Here is a 20,533-nt window from a genome sequence, read left to right as displayed (position 1 = left end):
GAATGCCATTCTATTCACTCGCTTTAGATCCTATAAGCACATTATATATATTATTTAGTAATATGTTTCAAACAAAAAACAAACTAGGGCCGAAGCCCTAGTCTATAGCCATATCAAATATATATATTTAGTATCTCCCATAATTTTAAACACAACCATTTTTATGGAAATTTCAGGTGATCCTATTGTGCTCAATTCAATTAATAAGGATCGGATTCATGGCTTTTCTTTACTGCATCTTTTGTTGCTTCGTTTGCAGCTAATGATCCTTGACCATATTTTGATTTACTTACTTCACGGCCAAACATGAATTAATAGAACTGGCTTCCCTATACCATAATCTTCATAATATAACTTAATTGATGCTTAATTTTCGATTTATTATCATACCCCCAAAAGTAATTATTGGTAGCCTACCTGTTCTAGATTTAGGAGCTGAAGGTGATAATTTTTGAATTTTATCTGTCCCATAGACAAACTTTCCACTTACTACTATCAATGCAGACTCGATATGCTTGTTTTTTACCTCCAAGACTAGGAGGTTAATAGCAGAAAGTATGGATAAATGTGCATATTGTCTCTTTTTGATGTTACCTTGTGTTTCTTTTTCTGTAAAGAACCGTGTATTTCGTGCTGTATATAGGAAGACCTTGTTCTCAATTCAATCGGTTAAACATAAGATTTAAACGATTTTCACGATAAAACCTCATCATTACCAATATTTTAAAAAATATCCCAAATTCAAGATTATTTGCATGAAAGACGAAATATTAAGTCAATAATGCATTTAAGTTTTAACAAACTAACAATATATTATTTCTCAACATAGGAAGCATAGAATTATAAGAAACAAATTGTTAATATATAGATATCTCAATTGCGTTATTTCTTTTTAAAGAGAGTTTGTGTTTTTACACAAGCTCTTTTTTATTGCATTTCAGATATATTCAACAAGGTGAGTCTTTTCCACTTACAGCAATAGAAAATAAAAATTTGCTTCTAATACAAAAACTCCATACAATTCACAAATAACCTTTGAAACTCAGATATAACAATAAATAGGTATTCCCTATCCTGACTGGTAAAACTAAATTATAGAACTATTTCTCTGTAGCAAAATAAAGTAGAGCTATAGTCGGAAAAGCGATTCCTATCCATAATGTTAGATTCCATCCACCTAAGGCATATGCCCATCCTCCAATAAAGGATCCCACAGCACCTCCCAAAAAGAAAATAGCCATAAATAGCCCGTTTAATCGACTACGGATTTCTGGACTCAACGAGAAAATTAAACGTTGGCTAAGCACAAGGTTTGCAGATACTCCCATGTCCAACAGAATTGCAGCAATTACTAAAACAGCTATTCCAAAGGGCGAGCTACTTTGAATAAAAAGTGGAAGTAATAAAGAAATAATAACTACGGTGAGAGCTATCCCAGTGGCGGATCGTGTCCAGCCAAGATCGGCTAGTCGACCACCTATTGGAGCAGCTATCGCGCCTGTAATTCCCACAAGTGCATACAATGCTATGGCAGTTTGAGAAAAATGAAAAGCCGGACTAGATAATAATAATGGAACAGTGGTCCAGAATAAGCTGAAAGCCCCAAATACACAAGCATGATAAATGGCGCGACGACGTAAAATGGGAGTAGTTCGTAGCAGTTGCCACATTGAATTAAGTAAGACGATATAATTTGTTTTTGCTGTTGGTTTTCTTGTAGGGAGTACTTTCGATAAAACAAACGCCAGGACAATAATTACAGTAGCAGATAAAGCAAATATTGCACTCCATCCCCAAATATCGGCTACTAGACTAGATATCGGTCGCGCAAGCATAATACCTAGTAACAGACCACTCATGACATTGCCAACTACGCGACCGCGTGCATTTTCCGATGAAAGATATGATACAAGAGGTACGAGCACTTGCGCTGCGACCGACCCCAGTCCGATAAAGAATGAAGCAATTAACAACAAAGTTGCGCTTTTTACAAAAACCATGGAAATGAGTGCAAATGCACTTAAAAATAACAATATAAGTATCAATTTTTTATTCTCAACAATATCCCCCAAAGGCACAAGAAATAATAAGCCAACAACATATCCAATTTGAGTTAGCGTTACAATTAATCCAGCGCTACTATTAGAAAGCCCAATTTCATTACTAATTAGCCCAATTAAAGGCTGTGCATAATAAAGATTAGCCACAATAATACCACATGCAGTTGCTAATAGAATGATTAAACCTGATGAAATATCCTTATCAATTGCTTTATTTTTAAAATTAGACATAACTACTTCCTCCCATACTTTTATTTCAAAATTACTAAATCGCCTTGGCAAGAACTACTGCGATACCATTTTTTATTCTAATAAATTAAGTTTGAACTACATTCTGCTTTTAAAAGATCCAATTTCACCTCTTGTTTATCCCCCTTTTCTAAATGTTTTTTAGCAATTTAATTTTTGAATTTTGGAACCTAAATGTAGCCATACCATTACAAGATATTAGTTAGTTAATTAATAAACTGTACGTTCAGTTTATTAATTAACTAAAAATATATACTAAACGTTCAGTTTTGTAAATAGGCTATTTTGTTTTTTATTCATATTAAGTATACTAAACGTATAGTTTATGTTTTTGAAAGGAATGATTAATGTGCAAGGTAAAAGAGGTCGACCACGTAATATCGAAACCCAAAAGGCCATCCTTTCTGCGTCCTATGAGTTATTATTGGAAAGTGGCTTTAAAGCAGTCACAGTCGATAAAATTGCAGACCGAGCTAAAGTCAGCAAAGCTACGATTTATAAATGGTGGCCAAATAAGGCTGCTGTGGTAATGGATGGTTTTCTTTCTGCTGCTGCTGCCAGATTGCCTGTACCTGACACAGGTTCAGCGTTGAATGATATTTTAATTCATGCTACAAGTTTAGCCAGTTTTTTGATAAGTCGAGAAGGAACTATTATCAATGAGTTAGTTGGCGAAGGGCAATTTGATTCGAAACTAGCAGAGGAATATCGTGCTCGATATTTCCAGCCACGTCGACTGCAAGCAAAGCAACTTCTGGAGAAGGGAATTAACAGAGGCGAATTAAAAGAAAACCTCGATGTTGAATTAAGCATCGATCTCATTTACGGACCAATTTTTTATCGCTTGCTAGTAACCGGTGAAAAGTTGGATGAATCCTATGTACATGACTTGGTTATAAACGCATTCGAAGGGATACGTTTGAAGTAATTAACATATAAACAAAGATTTAGATTTCCACTGTTTCCTATACTGATGTAACTCGCATTAACTTGATAAATAAAGTATCTAATTTTTTAAAACTGATGTTTATGGGATTGTCCCCGTATACATCAGTTTTAAAACAGGCTTAATCTACAAGCTAATCACGCTTCCTTTTTGATTTTTGGCAGGTTGTAATATTTATGAGTTATTGATTTTTCATTTGAAAATAGATTAAAACTACATAAGAACCCTGAATTTGTATTTTATACAGTTTACCTATTCTAATTAGTTTGCATCAAATAAATGAATGGTTTTAATTTGTCTACAATCGTAGGTATGATAATAATATGCACCAGATTCCATGCACATAGTGCTTGTATAGATGATATTGACTAATATACCTTCTTCCGTGATTACTCCACCCTTAGGAACTTCGCAATTTGATAAGGTATGAAAAACGGCTGATATTCCCTCTTCTTTTAAATCGTGACATATTTAAGATATTGATGTCATTGGATTAAAGTAATAATTACTTAAAAAATTTATAAATAAAAACCCTCCACAACAAGGAGGGCTTAGTATTCTATATAAGTAAATCTTTAAATGGTAAACTTAATATTTTATTGTATTGGTCCTAATAATCCCATAATTTCTTCAGCTTTTTGGTTTTCGATGCTATAGTAAATTTCTAACCCCTGACGATTCCCTCTTAGAACCTTCCCTCTCATTTTAGATAAGTGTTGGGAAACTGTTGATTGTGGAATGTTTAAAATTTCGGTCATTTGGGTTACATTTAGTGTTTTATGTTTAGAAAGCTCATTGATCAGTTTTAAACGCATTGGGTGTGCCATAAGTTTTAAAAGCTCTACATCCTCTTCTAAAATCGTGTTCTCTACATGCTGATTCGCAAATCTTGTCATAGTATACGCTCTCCCTTATTTGTTTTCTTCTAATGTAGTGTAACTTCCGTATTACATAATATTAGTATGTTCGAATGTTTATTGTTGAAAAATGATACTTAAAGTATACAACTGTAGTTTGTGCTAGTAGTGGAGTTAATGTGTGGTTTGTATGAAGTTTTCATTTACTATTAATCTAGTCTGTTTAAGCTAGTATAAAAGTTATGCATATAATTAAAAAGACAAACTCTCCAAGATGAGGAGTTTGTCCAAAACCATGATCTCTTTAGTTCAACAATATAGAGTTCAGTTCCGATAAGAATTTTTATTTTTTTCATATCCCATGTTTTTTGCATCAGTACTAACAACAGTGGATTAGAATAATGACTGAATACTTGCTAAGACAGTAAGGATACCTATAATAATGACAAAAACATTGCTCGCTTTCCCTTTGTATTTAGCAAGTACTGGTACTTTATGGATCGCATACATTGGTAATATACATAAGATAGCAGCGACTAACGGACCGCTAAGGGCATCAATGATTCCAAGAATACTTGGATTTGTATAAGCAACATACCAACATGTTAATACAACAAAAGTAAGAATCATTGTCTTAACTGTTTTTTCTCCTATATCTTTCCCACGTTTTTTACCGGACTTGATAATCATGTCACGCATTACCTCATACGCTCCTATATAATGGCCAAGGAAAGACTTTGTAATAGCCACAAATGCAATCATAGGAGCTGCAATAGTGATTACTGGCGAATTAAGCTCATTAGCAAGATATGATAGGATTGACAAGTTCTGTTCTTTTGCCACCTTAAGATCATCTGGAGTCAAACTTAAAGTACTGCTCCAAACAAAGAACATAACAACAGCGAATGTCATGATATAACAAACTTTTTGTATTTGAGCACACTTGGCATCAGTAGCGTCTATTCCATAACTAGCTCTCTGCTTCACAACAAATGATGAAATCATAGGTGAATGATTAAACGAGAATACGATGATTGGAAGTATCATCCATATCGTTCCTAAATATCCTGTTCCTGTTGAGGCAGTAGAAACACTTGAAAAACTAAGCATTGACGTATTCCACTGTGGAATCAAAGATATTGCAATAAAAAGTAGAGAAGCTATAAAAGGATACACTAGCATGCTCATGATCTTTACAGTTATATCTTGACCAAAATTTAGTATAGCGATAAGACCGAGTACTAAGACAAGTGATAAAATGGCCCTTGGAGGCTCCGGCATGTGCAATTGATGCACGATAAAACTACTAGCGGTATTTGTAAGTGCGACCGAGTACATCAGCACGATCGTATAAATGGAGACGAAATATACAATGTTAAAAATGATACTTGCCTTATTTCCAAAATACTCTCTTATAGTACCTGTAATCCCCTCATCGGCAGAGTTCGAAGCGTAAATCATTTTAGCAAGCGCCCTATGTGAATAATACATAACAGGATAGGCAAGTATGGTAATTAACAGCAATGATAATAAACCACCTGAACCTGCATTAATCGGTAAAAAGAGTACCCCTGCTCCAATTGCTGTTCCAAAAAGGCTCAATGCCCAGGTAGTATCCTGTTTATGCCACTTTTTAGGGTCTAGATATTTCTCATCTTTTACTGCAGTATTATCAGCTTGAAATTCTATGTTTTTTGCAGTATTCCCATTCATGTAATAATTCCTCCTCATGTGCTATTCTTAATTCTCTATTTAAGGTATAGAAATATAGACTGTTCTTGAAAAATGAATTGCTTATATAGTGCATCACAACGAATATCCCTCTTCTAAATTAATCAATAGCGAAGCTGCAACCCTAAGCGTTTGTTACCACTTACAAAATATTTTAATTATATAGTAGTATATTTTATTGATAATTCCCCCAACATACAGACATCCTTAGGCAAACAATAGAGTACATATTGTTAAATATTTCACAATGCTATCGATAGTTGTTTATTGATTTGATTGTTTCTCCCCAAAGATTTTATTTTTAATGGCAATCCCTGTAGGTGTAGCCGCAATTCCGCCTAAACCTGTCTCTCTTAACTCACGAGGCATCTGTCTTCCAACCCTATACATTGCTTCAATAACTTCGTCAGCATTGATGATATTGTTTACGCCGGCTAATGCGATGTCTGCTGCTGCTAAAGCATTTGCCGTTCCAATGGCGTTTCTCTTTACACAAGGAATTTCTACCAAACCAGCGACCGGATCACAAACTAAACCGAGTAAATTTTGTAATGCAATTGAAAAAGCTTCAGAAGATTGCTGTGGGGTTCCACCCGCAGCTTCTACCGCAGCTGCAGCCGCCATCGCTGAGGCACTTCCTACTTCAGCTTGACATCCTCCATACGCTCCTGAAATGCAAGCGTTGTTTGCGACTATCGTTCCAAATAACGCTGAAGTGAATAGAAAATGAATCATATCTTCATGATTTAACTGCAACGTATCTTTAATACTAAATAGGACTCCCGGAATCGTCCCACTCGCACCTGCTGTTGGAGTTGCACAAATAGCTCCTAATGCAGCATTTACTTCATTAACACCGATAGCACTTTGAATCCCTAACACCATCAAATCTCCAGAAAGAGTTTTCCTATTTTCTCGATAGTTTTTAAGTTTTACAGCATCCCCTCCGGTTAACCCAGTTGGAGAAAATACACCGTCGCCTTCAATACTTTTATTTATTGCATGTTGCATAGTCGTTAAATTTCGTTCCATTTTACTCCAAACTTCTTCATAAGAAGTTTTAGTTTGTTTGATTTCCTGTTCGATTGCTAATTCATAAATTGGCTTTTGGCTTTTATTAGCTGCATCCACAATCTCTTTTATGGACATATACATATTTTTCACTCCTTAATGTAACTAAAGAATAATAAGGTTAGCTATATTGCTTAAATCTCCTAATGCCTTCTGAACAGTACCAGGTAATATCGAATCCAAATCGAATGCATATAAATATCTTGTTTTATCTTCCAAACTATGAAAGCTGTTAATTTCCACATCATATTGTTTAAAGATCCTGCGTAAAACAAATTCAAAGTCAGCTCTTTCCGAAATCGCAATAACAACTGGCAATGGCCCCTGCAAATCTAAGCTAAAACCATCAATTTCAACATGTTTGACTTCAATCAACCCACCACCGACCGAAATACCCATCGTTCTAATACTTCGACTTTCATCCTCTACATATACATCTGCCGTATTTGGATGACCGGCAGGACTATTACCCGATTTTTCAATAAAGGTAATGTCAATTCCCTTAGACTCTGCTATCTTAATAGCATCTGGCACTTTGCTGTCATCGGCAGCAAAGCCTAATATACCAGCAATAATTGCAAAATCAGTTCCATGACCTTTATGGGTTTCAGCAAATGATTCATAATACTTTACCACAACTTTTTTGGGAAGACCTTGAAATAATCTATTAGCAACTGTTCCGATAGCCAAAGCACCTGCAGTATGTGAACTTGAAGGACCTATCATTATGGGCCCAATCACATCAAAACAACTTTTATATTTAACAATCTTTTTTTCTTTAATAGATGCTACATTCATGTTCATATAAACACCCCCATAATTTATTATTTTTAATTACAGTTGAATCTAATTTATTGGAATGACCAATTTAAAATAAAATTTGTTTGATAGCGCTTTCTTTATTGGGTTTAATAAACTTCCCTTCTGATTCACTACACTCCGTATAGTAATCATATCAATATATCAAATCTTTAAAAATTTCTAGCAAGTTCTTTAGAATTTTCAAACCCAAACGAGGTTTGTTATTTTCTCTAGAGGTATTGAATTATGTCTCGACGCCCTCATTATAACTTGTATATTTATAAGTTTAATCTTTTTTTATTTTTAGAAAGATTGAATAGACAGAATTTTGAATGGGTAATAAATTACACTTAGTATATAGCAATTGTGTCCTTTGTTTGAAGCTGTATTAGTTAGTAAAAAAGCAAAAATAACACAGAGTTCCTTTCATAAACACATTGATTATATTGGAAAATCATTATAAAGATACTTACATTGTCCTTAGTTAGGATATCTTATTTTGAACGGGAAACCTGTTGCAATAAATAATTCATGCAGATGAAAAGGAATACATTAATGAAATATAAAACTCTCACGTATATTAATCACATAATCAGTATAAATATTAATTATCAGAAAAAAGGAACTTTTTGTATGAACCTTATAACATAAAGGATACGTTCCAAATAAAAAGGGGATTCCTAGTAGGCTCCTTTTTATGCTGTTTTTATATGAAAAATCCTCTTCAAAACGAAAATAAAAAGGGCTATTTCAGCCCATTTTTATTTATAAATCCTCTATATCATATTCAGTATATCCCTCATAATAGCAACTAATATTAATGCCTTTCATGAATACTTCACGGCTATTTATTTTTATCTACTAGTGCATTTTAGAGTAAATACTTATTTACGCTTTTTATTTAGAATAATCTTTCATATGTAATTAAGATTTTTCACTCTCTGTAAAAAGTGATTTATGTTCTACTGGAGAAGAAAGCACTATTAAGGTTGTAGGCTTTCCATACTCTAAGCACAAATTAATATAGTCTTCGAGTGTATGTACTGATTCTGTCACTACCTTTGTTAAATAACTATATAAACCGGCAATACGATGGCATTCGACTACATCTGGATGTTCCATTGCAAATTTTTTATATTTGTTGCAATCTCTTGGTTCCATTAAAACAAACGCGGTAATATGTTTTTTTAATTCTTTCGGATTAACAATCGTACGATAACTTATAATGACACCCTGTTCCTCTAGTCTTCTGACCCGCTCTGTAACAGAAGGGGAACTCAAACCTACCAGCTTTCCTATTTCAACCATACTTAAACGTGCATTTTCCTGAAGATGTGAAAGAATCTTTAAATCTGTTTGATCCATTAATGTATCTCCCCTTGATTAATTAAGAATACAATTAATAATTCTTAAATTTTTTAAGAAAATTATAATTAATACATAAATTATAGCATGTTATCTTTTTTTAAAACTTTATATAATTGATATCAATTAACGAAAGAGAGGCTGAATATCTTGACACAACAATCATTGAAACGTTCAATTACTTGGGTACAAGGGATTGCATTAACCATAGGAGCTGTGTTGGGTTGTGGAATTCTTATATTACCCTCAATTACTGCAAATAGCGCTGGACCAGCTTCGCTTTTATCTTGGGTTATCATGTCTATATTAGCTTTTCCCATTGTCGCAACTCTGGCGCGTCTTGCTAAAATGATTCCTAGCGCAGGAGGAATTACAGCTTATGTTCAAATGGCATTTAATGTAAATACGAGTGCCATCCTAGGGTGGATTATGTTAGGATCTATTCCTATTGGAGTACCTATTATCGCTTTAACAGGTGCCCAATATATTGACTATGTTTTTCCAATAAGTAATGCAGGAGTTATAGGCATCGCGGCAGTAATTTTGATTACTTCTTTACTCTTACATATTAAAGGAATTGAGTTATCATCAAAAGTGAGTGTGTTTGTCATTTGTGTAATTTCACTTCTAATAATTGTGGCTGTTGTCGTTTCTATCCCCTATGTAAAATTAAGTTCTTTTACACCTTTTGTACCAAACGGATGGTCTTCTGTTGGAGCTTCTTCTGTAATTATCTTTTTCTCATTTGTAGGATGGGAGATGATAACCCCATTAGCTGAAGAGTTTAAAAGACCTGCTAAAGATATTTCCATTAGTCTATTTTTAGGGGCAATTTGCATCTCAATTATGTACATTGCAATATCTTTTGTAACAATAGGGACTCACTCATATGGTTATAAGAACCAGATAGCTTCCCTTAGCATTCTAATATCAAAAGGATTTGGACCAATAGGTACATATATAACCACTATTTTAGCAATTTTCATTTCGTTTAGTGCTGTACATGCTAACATTGCAGGTTTTTCAAGAATGATTTACGCTCAGGCTAGAGAAGGACATTTCCCTTCCTTCTTTGCTAAATTACATTCTAAATTCCAAACTCCAACAAGGGTTTTACTAGTTTTAGGCGGAATTTTTAGTTGTATTTTAATTTTTTATGGTATAGCACGACCCAATTTAGAGATGCTTCTAAAAGGCCCTAGTGTAATTTTTATTACCTCGTATATTTTTACAATGCTAGCTGCTCTTAAGTTATTAAAAGTTCAAGATATAGGTTGGTGGATGGCCTTCCTATCGTTAGTTATATGTATTTTTGTATACTCATTTAGTGGTTGGGCGATTTTCTATCCAGTAATCTTATCATTCATAGGTGGGATCTATATACTTATGAATAAAAAGTCCAGCACTGTAATCAATCATCAATTAGATACACCTAATGAAAAATAGTTTCATAATCTCTATAAACTAATTCTACAAACTATATAATGTTATTAACACTATCAAGATTGGAATAGATATAAATTCTGCTAACTTATAATTAGCTCAAATTAACTTTATGAAATATGAATAATTATGTGTATTTAAGAAAAATCAGGATAACTTTTTAAAATCATCCTGGTTTTTTCTGTATAAAATGAATTTCGTTATTTTTATTTATTCCCCTAATTATATATTTCTTCACAATAAATAAACAAACATATACATTGTTTAATTATGTAAAAAATACATAATTAAACACCTCTATATACTACATAAAATTTAAGCCAGCATATCAGCGAAAGTAGATCCAACGTTGTTTTTACGCTTCATATGCTTTTCTAAATAAATTTTAGTTGTTTGAATATTTTCATGGCCAAGTGTTTGCATTAAATGATATAGATCTGCATTACCTTGCTCTACTGCCATAATTGCAAAAGCATGACGGAATGTATGCGCCGTTACTGGATTTTCACGATACAGTAGAAACTCTAAGTTTGTCTTTTTTATCATATCTGTTACTTGATTCGATAATGTTTTAGAGTTATAAGTATTTCCTCTTTGATTTATAAATACCGGACTCTCATCCCCTTTATCCAATACTGTTTGGCATCCTCTTCTTAGCCTCATTTCACAAATACATTGATATAAATGTTCCGAAATAAAAAGTTCACGCACTTTATCCCCTTTTCCAGTGACTTTTAACCAGTACTTTCCGTCATAATGTAAATCTTTCACTCTCGCGGTGCACAATTCTTGAATTCTTGCACCAGTACTTGCTAGAGCCAGTAAAATTGTATAGTTTACTAAATGTCCTCTTTCTTTATAAAATCCTAAAATTTTCATAACCTCATCATAGGATAGGTCCCGATTTGGCCGATCCTGCTCATTCACATTTGCGCGCTGTAGTTCTTCATGAAGAGGCTTTTCAATATAAGAAAATACATGTAGATGTTTTAGAAAAGAACGTATGAGCACTGTTTTCTTTGCAAGTGTCGCGACTGCATACGTGTCACCATTCCTACCGTTCTCTACCCGTTTCAACCACGAATTGTATTTACGAATATGCCAAGGTTGCAATGTTTTCAATAAAGAGTCCTTTTGCTTTACCTCTTCCCCATCCAATTCAAATTCTTCTGCATGCTGCACCATGCACTGACAAAATGATAAGATTTCTGAGATATAGCTCTTTTTCGTATCCTCTTTTCTATTCTTCTTCTCATCCATATCTTTTTGTAAATGTACGAAATGATAAATGACTTCTATGTCACTTAAATACGTATATTTACCCTTTCCTTCTTTTTCTGCAACCTCCATCTTATCTTCCACCATATCTACATAACTGTTGTTATATAGATATGGAATGATATCTTTTATATTCTCTATATATGTATCCATATACTCACTTTGATTGTTTATAATTAATAAATTTTCTTTTACATTTTTTTTATTCATATTTCGAATTCACCTCTCCTATAGAAGATTATGAATATAATTCTCTTTATTACCTATAATTATTATTTTATTTTACTTCTATTAATTATACAAATGATAATTCATTTTATTTCTGTAAGAACGCTACATTCTTCTTCATTTACTTATAATTATATTTTTTTATAATTTATTAGCAAATAGATACTATTTAATAGTTAACTACTTAAAATTAATAGTGATTTTATAATAAAAATAACTATGAAAATTCATTTACATATAAATTTAATGAAAAAGGTTTTCAAACCATATCAATGAATATGATATTTAACAAAATCTATTTCTTATTTTAAATATAAATCAGATTCTGATATGATATATACATACCTAAAATATTAACAAACGATAGTTATGGAGGTGTCCTTTCATGACACAAGATTTATTGTTCATTACAAAACCTACTGTAACGACAAAAGAAGCAGCCGACTTATTAGGAGTAACGGTACAAACAATTTTAAAAAAAGAAAAAGATGGATTAATAGAATGTGTATATAAAGATAACTGGAAGCAATTCGGTAGTAAGATTTTCTATTTAGAGGATATTGAACGTTTAAAAAATAAAAATGAGGTTAAAGGCCTTAGCACGAAAGAAGTAGCTGAAATTCTTAATGTAGCACCATCTACTATCTTTACATACATCAAATCTGGAAAATTACCCGCAACAATGGTAGAAAAACGAGGAAAACAAGTATATATTATCGATGAGGAAGAGCTAGAGATTTTTATGCTTGATTATGAAAAAACTAAAACGAAAGAGCGAAAAACATTTATTACTAAGATTCAAGATGAAGATATATATTTATATCAATTATTAAAACATCTACACACTGGAAAAACCGCTAGGGTAATAGAGATTAATGGAGGAGACGGCAAGATTCTTACAGAGGACGAAGAAATTTTCCCTCTATCCACTTATAAGGAACATGATTACTCCTTTGAACCTTTCAATAAAAAAGCGGTAATTACTAAACGAGGGTATTTATCTTTTTCATTTAAAAAACCTCAATTATTTAATTCCATTACTTATAATTTAATAAACTTATTTTATAAGGAGCTAGGTGTCACAAATATGCGATTGAGTATTTCATCAGATACTATTAGATTAGAAATTAAGCCTTTCGTATTACAAGTAGATCCATTGCAGTTTCAAGAGGAGATTAAGTACTTACATTCTCATATGAAATCTGGCACGATCCTTCCACATGTAGAAGGTATTTACTTTAAAAGTAATGTAGAGCCATTAACTTTTCATGTAGATCATCAATTCAAGCAAAAAGTAGTTCAGATGGCAGCCGGTGCTGGTATGGGGCAGGAAGAATTCTTATTGCAAGCTGTAAAATCTTATATAACAAATTTAGAAGAAGCGTAGAAATTAAACCTTTCTACGCTTCTTAAATTATTCAATTTAATCATTCTATTCTGTGGGAGCGTCACGACCCGCGACATTCTTGTTTCCTCATTTTGGTTCTTATTATCCAAATTACCCACATATTTTTATTCCCAATGGGTGCACCTGTCTTCTTTTGTTCGTACACCTTTTCTGCCCATTGGTATCTGTTCTTCTATAATTTTATTAATTATCCTTCATTTCAGCTCCATTTCGGCATGGGTCTGTTATACAATAAACATATACTTGAAAGGCAATGGAGTAACTGTTTATGTATGTCAAACAATTAAGATAGCTTCCTTTCATCTCTTGCTCGAAACCAATTCATCTTCACCTACTCAATTCGCGTTCCTTTTGGAAGGAGTCTTCTTGGCTAAAATGACAAAAAAGTTGAGGATTCCCCCAACTTTTTTATACATTTATTGTCTTATTAATCCTGTAGATGTAACCTGATATGTTCTTTTCTTTCCTATATATTCCTGTTTTCCATTCTCAAGGTTAGTTAAAGTCGCTCTTGTTTTTTCCTTAGCTTCATCCCCTTCTATATGAGTAAATTCTATATAATCTCCCACTTTTATAGGTACTGTTTGGGTTTCAGCATTTTGTTGTCTATTTCCCATTATTTCTTTATTGTACATAACGCTACCAGACGAGTTCTGGACTTTAATACTTGCATATGTACTATTGAAATAAGAATGCGGTACGCCAGCTTCTAATTTGATTTTCAGCTCTTCTGCTGTTTGATTATAATCTACTTTTGCAATTTCTCGATCACTATATCCTTTTAATGACCATGCAAATTGTTTTCCATCTAGAATTGTTGTCTCTGGCATTTTTTCTACTTTCTTTAAGCCCTCTTTTGTAACCTGGTATCTTGCTGTCTTTCCAATAGTTTCATTTTTATTATTTTCAAGATTCATTAATGTTGCGCGTGTTTTTTCCTTTACAGCGTCTCCTTCTATATGAGTTAATTCAATGTAATCTCCCACTTTTACGGGTACTGTTTGGGTTTCAGCATTTTGTTGTCTATTTCCTATGATTTCCTTATTGTACATAACGCTACCAGACGAGTTCTGGACTTTAATACTTGCATATGTGCTATTGAAGTAAGAATGCGGTACACCAGCTTCTAATTTGATTTTCAGCTCTTCTGCCGCTTTATTATAATCCATCTTTGCAATTTCTCGATCACTATATCCTTTTAGGGACCATGTAAATTGATTTCCGTCTAAAATTGTTGCTTCTGGCATTTTTTCTACTTTCTTCAAGCCTTCTTGTGTGACTTCATACATTGCTTTTTTTCCAAAGCTTTCTTGTTTACTGTTGTCTAAATTTGTGAAATTCGCTCTATGTACACCTTCAAGATGTGTTAATTCAATATAATCTCCTACTTTGACTGGAACTTTTTGCGATTCAGCATTTTGTTGTTTGTTTCCATAAAAGTCATTATTATATACTACCTTTCCTGATGCATTTTGTACTTTAATACTCGCATACGTTTCATTAAAATAATGATGCGGTACGCCTGCTTTTAAGTCAATTTGCATTTCTTCTGTCGACTTATTGAAATTGATTTTTGCAAACTCAAAATCACTAATTCCTTTTAGGGACCATGCAAATCGATTCCCTACTAAAATATCAGAATTTCCATTTGTAATTCCTACTTTTTTCTCTACAGTTCGATCAAATATATCTGTTAATGTAATTTTAGCAAAAGCTGTTTGAGGCAATTGCATAGTTTGACTTACCTCAGTTTGGTAGGACTTAATATTATCAATTACTTTTAAAGGTTGTCCCATTAACTTTTCATTGTCATAGATTTCAATTTTCCCTTTAAACTGTGGAGTACTTTGTTCTTTCAATTTCCATGAAACATTTAATTTTCCAGCTTCAAAGCGAGTATTTTGGATATCAAAATCTAAATTTCCCATTTCTGGTTGACTAGGCTGATTTATATTAAAAGTTTTTCCAGTACCAATAGTTGATTGAGTATTTCCTCCTGCCCTAACCCATAGATATTCTGAAGTTGCTCCTCCATCGTATTGATAGGACGTATCATGTTGCCCAGAGATACGCTGATTATTCCAAGAATTCCATTGTTTATCTGAAACTTTTCTGCTGTATCCATTTTTAAGACGTGCTTCTCTTACATCTTGTCCATTACCAGCCCAGTCCTCTTGAAACATCGATAAACCATAGTTAAATGCAACATTCGCAACTGGATGATCCATAATAGCAACTAACTTCCATTGATTTAATGTATTATCTTTTATCCACTGGCCAAACTTTGTATGGCCATCTTCTTGCCAAGAACGTAGAGTCATTCGATACCATTCACTATCTTTCCAATTATAAGTTGTTTGTACCTTTAGACCTGTTCCTTCTCCACCAAATCTACTGGCTTCTGAAGTCGGCGATAAATATTCAGCTTTTATTGCTTGGTTTGATGCTATTGGATCCCAAAGTGCAAAGTGAAGGGTACGTTTACCGAATTGATCAAAACCACTTTGTTGTTGGAAGCCCGCATAACCACCACCCTCCCCTCCCTGATTCCAGTTATGCACAGCCCAATACGTATAAGGTGCTGTTTGGACTGGTGACCAGTCTATGCTAATAATATCTGAAGCAGCAGTATTTTGTGGTGTTACATAAACTGATGGGGCATGCGATCGGGTTGCTGCCTCTGTACTAGAAATTGGTGCTCCATACATTGACAACATGGTACAAGCCGTTGAAACCATAACAATTCTTTTTATTTTTCCCCTTGTTTTTACTTTAAACATAACTTCCTATCTCCTTTTAAATTATTTTAGTTACATTGAATAATAACCCTATATATCCCTTTAAACAAATTATGTAATAAAGTAACATTAGCTCTAAAATCTAAATATATTTAATGTTTTTTACACTGCTATTATTAATCAAATTATAGTATTTTGTATTAAAATCGTATGATTTAGGACTAAATATAAAGTGAAAATTTTATAAAATTTCATAAATATGTAGTTTTAGATATTTATGATGAAAGACCCACTAAATAACTTAATTGATTTTATAAAAGATTTCTTTTCGTTATTGATTACACTATTAAACCCAGAATTGTTTACTAGAAAAATGTTATGTAAACTTTGGTTTGCCAATTAGACAAAATAGTTTATCAATTCGCTGATATCTTATCATTATTTAGAAAGAGCCTACTTAAAAACGTAGACTCCTTTAGGTATCTAAACATTACATATATAACAAACATAAAAAAATAACATCGCATTCTTCTGTTAGTTTATTTAATATTTAATGACGTAGATAATGTATTCCAAGGTGCATTTGTAGATATATTTTGATATTTAAATTGCCCATTTTGCTGTCCTGAAGCATCCCATTTATATTCCCATCCCTCCACTGTTCTATCCCCATTTATATCAATCATCTTAGAATCTACTTTTTTTAGTTTTTGACCACTCATTTGAGCAATTGGATTTCTACCATATCCCATTTCATTTGTTTGAACTACCCCCACTTTCACTTCGTTTAGAAGTGAGGGATTCCTAAGTAAAGAGTTCTATCGAACTCTAATTGATTAGGCTAACCCCGCAGTCCTTGCGGTTAGAAGCCTTATCGCTTCATTCTTTAGATTGATACTTGCGTTAATATCCCTATCATGGTGTGTACGACAAGAAGGACAGTCCCATTTACGTAGGTTTAGATTTTTAACGTCTTTATTTTGATATCCACAACAAGAACATAATTGGCTGGAAGCAAATGTTTTCGATACGACAATAACTTGTTTGCCATACCAGTTTGCTTTGTATTCTAACATGGATCGAAATTGCGACCAAGATACCTCACTAATTGCTTTTGCTAACTTATGATTCTTTAACATATTCGATACTTGCAAATCCTCTATACCAATAACATCGTGGTTTTTGATGATTTCAGTTGAAATTTTGTCCAAGTAATCTTTTCTAGTATTTGATATGTATTCATGAATTCTAGCTACCTTTACTCGTTGTTTATTCCAGCGAGAGGATCCTTTCATTCTTCTAGAAAGCACACGCTGTGCTTTCGCCAACTTCTCTTCTAATGATCGAAAAAACTTCGGATTTTCATAGTGTGTTCCATCTGACAAAATAGCGAAATCTTTTAGTCCCACATCTATTCCAATGTAAGAACTTGTTTTCGGAAGTTCTTGTACTTCTGTTTCAACTAATAATGACACAAAATATCTACCAGAAGGGTTCCGTCTAACTGTAGCATTTACAATACGCCCCTCTACTTCGCGACTTTTGGCAAATCGAACAAGGCCTAGTTTTGGTAATTTTATTTTGTTCCCTACAACGGCAATGTTTTCATTTGTTTGTTTTGTGGTATAAGATTGTACGTTGTTCTTCTTAGATTTAAAGCGAGGTGCGCTGTTTTGTTTTTTGAAAAAGCGTGTATACGCATCCGCAAGGTTGCGAACAGACGACTGAATCGCAATACTATCCACTTCTTTGAGCCAAACAAACTCTTTCTTCATGGTAGGAAGTTTGGCAGAGCATGTACCATATGTTAAACCTTTCCCAGTTTCTTTGTATGCGTGATCCCATAGGGATAGGAAATGATTGAATACAAAGCGAGAACAACCTATCGTTTTGTTAATTAGAATTGCTTGTGCTTGATTTGGATAGATACGAAACTTATAGGCTTTATTAATTATCATTTGATTCACCTCCATTACGGTATATGACTATTATATACCAAACGTACATTCGATAGATAGTGAAGTAACACTTTCTGTATGTCGAACAATTAAGATGGCTCCTTGCGATCCCTTGTTCAAAGCTAATTCATCTCCCACCTACTCACTTCGCGTTCCTTGAGGAAGGAGTCTTCTTGGCTAAAATGATAAATTCAACCCCGCCTAATTGAGATTCAACTTTTACCACATTTAATGATGTTAATGGTGGTGCAGGTGCTGCGGATACATCAGTCGCTAAGCCAACTGTTGCTCCCACTACTAATGATGAAACTCCTAAAATCATTCTTTTTAGCATATACTCATCCCTTTATATTTAATACAAATTGATTCTATCATACTAAATTCATACCTTCCCTTCTCTATGAAAGAGTTAACAAACAGTACCTATTTACATATGAAATTGTGCATATTCATTGCACTTTTACTATTTACACTTACTACTAATCCTACTACAGCATAATTGCTTCTCTATTTTGATTGACCTAATACATTTTTCCTTATTTCAAGCTGTTTTTTGTAAGAGCTAATAAATGGTGTGTAGTTCGGTGTTTTAACAAATAAAGAATAGAGGTGCAAATCCAACTCTATTTAATTCGGCTTTTCCTCTAGCATTATAAATAAGATCCACCACTTGCATCGATTAACTCACCAGTTATCCAACGACTGTCTGATGAAGAAAGAAAACCTACAATATCAGCTATATCATTAGGTTCTCCCCACCTATTAAATGTCGATAAACCTGCGGCATATTTTTGTCCATCTCTATTCCCCAATGTCTCAGCGTTCATTTCTGTATTAATTATACCCGGGAGAATTGCATTTACTGTAATACCACGGGCACCAAGTTGTTGTGCTAAAGTATGAGTGAGTGTATTAATTGCCCCCTTAGATATACTGTAGGCAAAAACACTTGGGGAGGCTACCCGTGTGACAAAAGACGAAATATTGATAATCCGGCCTCCATCTTTTAAACGTGGTAAAGCCTTTTGAATAATGAAAAATGGAGCTTTCACATTAATATTCATAACCTCATCAAAAGACTCCTCTGTAGATTCCTCTAACGTTAAAATCTGCCCAATTCCAGCGTTATTTACAAGGATATCAAATGTAGTATCGCCTATATATTTTTGAAGAGATTGATCCATCATTGAATACAAATTATTAATACCGTTAAAAGTACTTAAGTCTGCACTAATCGCAAATGCGGAACCTCCATCTTGTTTAATTTTATCCACTACACTTTCTGCTTCTTCTTTTCTTTTACTATAGTGAACAACGACTAACGCACCAGCCTGTGCCAAATTTAAGGCAATGCTTCGGCCTATTCCTCTACTAGCCCCTGTTACTAATGCAATTTTCCCCTTTAATTTATTCATCTCATCATCCCCTTGCTTAAAATTCTACTTAGTTATATCACAAGATACCCTTTGAAATGTTGCTCTCTCATTTGGTTTTCTTAAAGAACCTAGATAGTATTGCTACTAATTTTATTTAATACTAAAAACATCTAATTTTCTTTTGATGATATAGTGCCCCATGTCCGTTAAGCTGGGAAAGTGAATACCAAAAACTAAGAAAATTATAAGGTTAAGATTGTAGTACCTGAAAAATGTTTAGTTTCTAAACCCTTGTTAAGTAGCTACGATGAGCAATTATACTAAACTAATAATGAAAAAAGGATCTGATATGAATATCAGACCCTTTTTTGCTATGTATAATTATTTCACAGATTCTTTTAATTCTTTTCTAGCTTTAAATGTCGGTGCTTTAGAAGCGATAATTTTAAATTATTATATACAGTTTCAACGAATTTCATGTTGAACTTATTATATTTCAAGAAGTCCTTTACTTTTAGAATCGACAATTCTTCAATACCCTTAGACTTTCCCTACGCCCCCTGTAGGGATTTTTTCAATAAACTAACATACTTCTTGTACGCTTTCTGAACCCTATCTCTACTATTTTGTAGCCATTTCAATGTTAAAATATTCCAAAGTAATTCTCATTAAACGGCAATTATAAATGTAGGGTTCTACTTATATTTGTGACTTATATAAATAATATGATTTATCAACTTATCTATATCTTGACTTAAACTTAGCACCTGCTGATGTCTAAATCCATATTTATCTACAAGTTTAATTAATTCTACTTTCTTGTCTTCAATTAGTTTTTGTAAGTTTCTCATCTCCATATCTATTAGAACTCCTTTTTTACGATTTAGCAGGTGAACTACCCGCCACTTAACGCCCTAACGGACTGTTTGAAGTGGGGGCTTCTCGGTTAGTCGTTACTTTTGGTAGCTAACGAATTCGTCCTAAGACAGCCGAGCTAACTCCCTTGTTCCAAGGGTTATTTTAT

Annotated in this window: 14 protein-coding genes and 5 pseudogenes; 3 read left to right on the top strand and 16 right to left on the bottom strand. The window is 33.3% G+C overall.

What is annotated here, in order from left to right:
* Positions 1–200: 200 nt before the first annotated feature.
* Positions 201–308: pseudogene (locus ACUN13_RS30400) on the bottom strand (catalase); the annotation flags it as partial.
* A 792-nt stretch (positions 309–1,100) separates the two neighbouring features.
* Positions 1,101–2,291, bottom strand: a complete 1,191-nt coding sequence (locus tag ACUN13_RS30395; protein ID WP_025690043.1) for an MFS transporter — start codon at positions 2,289–2,291, stop codon at positions 1,101–1,103.
* Positions 2,292–2,649: 358 nt separating this feature from the next.
* Here ACUN13_RS30395 and ACUN13_RS30390 point away from each other — a divergent pair, with 358 nt between their 5' ends.
* Positions 2,650–3,237 (top strand): TetR/AcrR family transcriptional regulator, encoded by a 588-nt coding sequence (locus ACUN13_RS30390; RefSeq protein ID WP_100249670.1) that lies wholly within the window; start codon positions 2,650–2,652, stop codon positions 3,235–3,237.
* A gap of 282 nt (positions 3,238–3,519) precedes the next feature.
* Here ACUN13_RS30390 and ACUN13_RS30385 read toward each other — a convergent pair.
* The 7 genes and pseudogenes from ACUN13_RS30385 to ACUN13_RS30355 all read right to left on the bottom strand — a co-directional run.
* Positions 3,520–3,717: pseudogene (locus ACUN13_RS30385) on the bottom strand (linear amide C-N hydrolase); the annotation flags it as partial.
* Between the two features lie 134 nt (positions 3,718–3,851).
* The gene (locus ACUN13_RS30380; protein ID WP_000196515.1) at positions 3,852–4,151 is read right to left on the bottom strand and encodes an ArsR/SmtB family transcription factor; all 300 of its coding nucleotides are present in this window, start codon (positions 4,149–4,151) and stop codon (positions 3,852–3,854) included.
* A gap of 354 nt (positions 4,152–4,505) precedes the next feature.
* On the bottom strand, positions 4,506–5,825 hold the full coding sequence (locus tag ACUN13_RS30375) for an aromatic amino acid transport family protein (protein ID WP_001014196.1): 1,320 nt from the start codon (positions 5,823–5,825) through the stop codon (positions 4,506–4,508).
* Positions 5,826–6,107: 282 nt separating this feature from the next.
* A complete protein-coding gene (sdaAA, locus tag ACUN13_RS30370; protein ID WP_242278768.1) occupies positions 6,108–6,998 on the bottom strand; it encodes an L-serine ammonia-lyase, iron-sulfur-dependent, subunit alpha in 891 nt (296 codons plus the stop codon).
* Between the two features lie 21 nt (positions 6,999–7,019).
* Entirely contained in the window at positions 7,020–7,718 is a 699-nt protein-coding gene (gene sdaAB / locus ACUN13_RS30365; protein WP_409532402.1) for an L-serine ammonia-lyase, iron-sulfur-dependent subunit beta, read from the bottom strand.
* A 762-nt stretch (positions 7,719–8,480) separates the two neighbouring features.
* Positions 8,481–8,586: pseudogene (locus ACUN13_RS30360) on the bottom strand (protein adenylyltransferase Fic); the annotation flags it as partial.
* A 53-nt stretch (positions 8,587–8,639) separates the two neighbouring features.
* Entirely contained in the window at positions 8,640–9,080 is a 441-nt protein-coding gene (locus ACUN13_RS30355; protein ID WP_000372880.1) for an Lrp/AsnC family transcriptional regulator, read from the bottom strand.
* Between the two features lie 150 nt (positions 9,081–9,230).
* On the opposite strand from ACUN13_RS30355, the gene ACUN13_RS30350 reads away from it, so the two are divergent.
* Positions 9,231–10,526 carry an APC family permease gene (locus ACUN13_RS30350; RefSeq protein ID WP_445424165.1) on the top strand — a complete coding sequence of 432 codons (1,296 nt, stop codon included), beginning with the start codon at positions 9,231–9,233 and terminating at the stop codon, positions 10,524–10,526.
* Positions 10,527–10,838: 312 nt separating this feature from the next.
* Here the strand turns inward: ACUN13_RS30350 and ACUN13_RS30345 are convergent, their stop codons facing one another.
* Positions 10,839–12,011 carry a tyrosine-type recombinase/integrase gene (locus ACUN13_RS30345; RefSeq protein ID WP_242278764.1) on the bottom strand — a complete coding sequence of 391 codons (1,173 nt, stop codon included), beginning with the start codon at positions 12,009–12,011 and terminating at the stop codon, positions 10,839–10,841.
* 403 nt (positions 12,012–12,414) lie between these two features.
* Between ACUN13_RS30345 and ACUN13_RS30340 the strand changes: the two genes are divergently transcribed.
* Entirely contained in the window at positions 12,415–13,416 is a 1,002-nt protein-coding gene (locus ACUN13_RS30340) for a helix-turn-helix domain-containing protein (protein ID WP_025690249.1), read from the top strand.
* 437 nt (positions 13,417–13,853) lie between these two features.
* Here the strand turns inward: ACUN13_RS30340 and ACUN13_RS30335 are convergent, their stop codons facing one another.
* The 6 genes and pseudogenes from ACUN13_RS30335 to ACUN13_RS30310 all read right to left on the bottom strand — a co-directional run bounded on the left by ACUN13_RS30335 (position 13,854) and on the right by ACUN13_RS30310 (position 20,366).
* Positions 13,854–16,217 carry a putative mucin/carbohydrate-binding domain-containing protein gene (locus tag ACUN13_RS30335; protein ID WP_326265637.1) on the bottom strand — a complete coding sequence of 788 codons (2,364 nt, stop codon included), beginning with the start codon at positions 16,215–16,217 and terminating at the stop codon, positions 13,854–13,856.
* Between the two features lie 497 nt (positions 16,218–16,714).
* Positions 16,715–16,942, bottom strand: a pseudogene (locus ACUN13_RS30330) (DUF4879 domain-containing protein); the annotation flags it as partial.
* Positions 16,943–17,011: 69 nt separating this feature from the next.
* Complete coding sequence (tnpB, locus tag ACUN13_RS30325) at positions 17,012–18,133, bottom strand: IS200/IS605 family element RNA-guided endonuclease TnpB (protein WP_409532403.1); 1,122 nt, start codon at positions 18,131–18,133, stop codon at positions 17,012–17,014.
* A 184-nt stretch (positions 18,134–18,317) separates the two neighbouring features.
* A pseudogene (locus ACUN13_RS30320) lies at positions 18,318–18,508 on the bottom strand (DUF4879 domain-containing protein); the annotation flags it as partial.
* A gap of 275 nt (positions 18,509–18,783) precedes the next feature.
* A complete protein-coding gene (locus ACUN13_RS30315) occupies positions 18,784–19,548 on the bottom strand; it encodes an SDR family oxidoreductase (protein WP_409532404.1) in 765 nt (254 codons plus the stop codon).
* A 656-nt stretch (positions 19,549–20,204) separates the two neighbouring features.
* Complete coding sequence (locus ACUN13_RS30310) at positions 20,205–20,366, bottom strand: aspartyl-phosphate phosphatase Spo0E family protein (protein ID WP_000425964.1); 162 nt, start codon at positions 20,364–20,366, stop codon at positions 20,205–20,207.
* Positions 20,367–20,533: the final 167 nt, after the last annotated feature.

It is taken from the genome of Bacillus cereus group sp. Bce041 (assembly GCF_052646455.1).
Note: the sequence above shows the minus strand (reverse complement) of the source record. Positions and strands in the feature narration are given on the sequence as shown.